The sequence below is a fragment of the Burkholderia sp. lig30 genome, assembly GCF_000687455.2.
Taxonomy (GTDB): domain Bacteria; phylum Pseudomonadota; class Gammaproteobacteria; order Burkholderiales; family Burkholderiaceae; genus Burkholderia.
Window position 1 is genome coordinate 1 of record NZ_JGVW01000032.1, and the last position, 1191, is coordinate 1191.

1 protein-coding gene is annotated in these 1191 nt (G+C 66.1%); it reads right to left on the minus strand.

What is annotated here, in order from left to right:
* The coding region (locus tag LIG30_RS02055) for a type VI secretion system Vgr family protein (RefSeq protein ID WP_442856836.1) at positions 1-1185 on the minus strand (1185 nt) is incomplete at its 3' end.
* Positions 1186-1191 lie beyond the last annotated feature (6 nt).

Sequence of the window (1191 nt, forward strand, 5' to 3'; positions counted from 1 at the left end):
CGCGATCGTGCGCAACAGCCGGAACGGCTCGCTGGTCGGCTGCGCCGTGAAGTCCGCCTCGCAGCGGTAGCACTGGCCGGAACCCGACGCTTCGCCAATCTCCTCGATCGTCAGCGCGCAACCGATGACCGCATACTCCCGGTTGGCCGCGTTCTGCGGATAGTGCGACAGCACGAATGTCTGACCGGTGACGACGCCCCGCAGGTTGCCCTTGCCATGGGCCCTCAACCCCTGGCAGCGCCACGCCTGCATCTGCACCAGCGTCAGGTACTCCGCCTCCGTGCGCGGCGCGTTGTGATCGCCGGACAGACCCGCCGCGCCCGCTTGCGGCTGCGCGTAATCGCCCCACGAATAGCGCTCCTGATGCGCAAGCCCCGTGTCGCGGGGGTCTTCGCGCATCGCCTTCAGGTCCGCGCGCGGCAACGTATAGTCGTAGTCGACGCTCGTCACCGCGCCCGTGGTCAGCGCATGGGAAACAGAGAAGTCATGAATGTGTTCCTCGTCGATCCGCCGGCCGCTCGGCGGGTCGTAGCGAAGCGCGGCATAGGCGTCGCCGAGCGGCTTGAGCGCGCCCATCGAATCGCAGAGCACGAGCCGATGCTTGCCGTCGCCATGCTCGAAGAAATAGTAGATCCCCCACTCTTCCCACAAGCGCTGCAGGAACGTCCAGTCGCTTTCGAAGTGCTGGCGCTGAATGTCTCGCCTGGGCCAGGCCTTGTTCGGCCGAGGGGTCGTGAGACGTTTCTCGACCGGGAACGGATACGCCGAGAGCACCGCGTCGGTGATCTCGATCACGGACTTGTCCTGGAAGATCCGGCAGTCGCAGTTCTTCGTCGCGTGCCAGAGCCACGGCCGCAGCGTGAGCGCATACACGATCGAACGCGCCTCTTCGCGCACGATCGTCGCATCGCTGACGACGCCGGTGATCTCGCGCGTGCCCGCGCCGATGTTCGCCATCCCGGCATCGCCGGCCAGACCGGGGATGAAATGCCCCTTGCCCTCGAGCTGGATCGAGACGGTCACTTCGGTGCCGATCAGCTTGTCGAGATCGACGTTCGCCGCGACGCTCTGCGAGAACTCGAGCGCATCGGGGGTCTTCAGCTCGAGCGTGTACTCGAACAGCTCGCCGATCGTTTCGCCGCCGGTGAGCTTCACTGGCGCCAGGATCGGGCGGTCGCCGTACATCGGCAG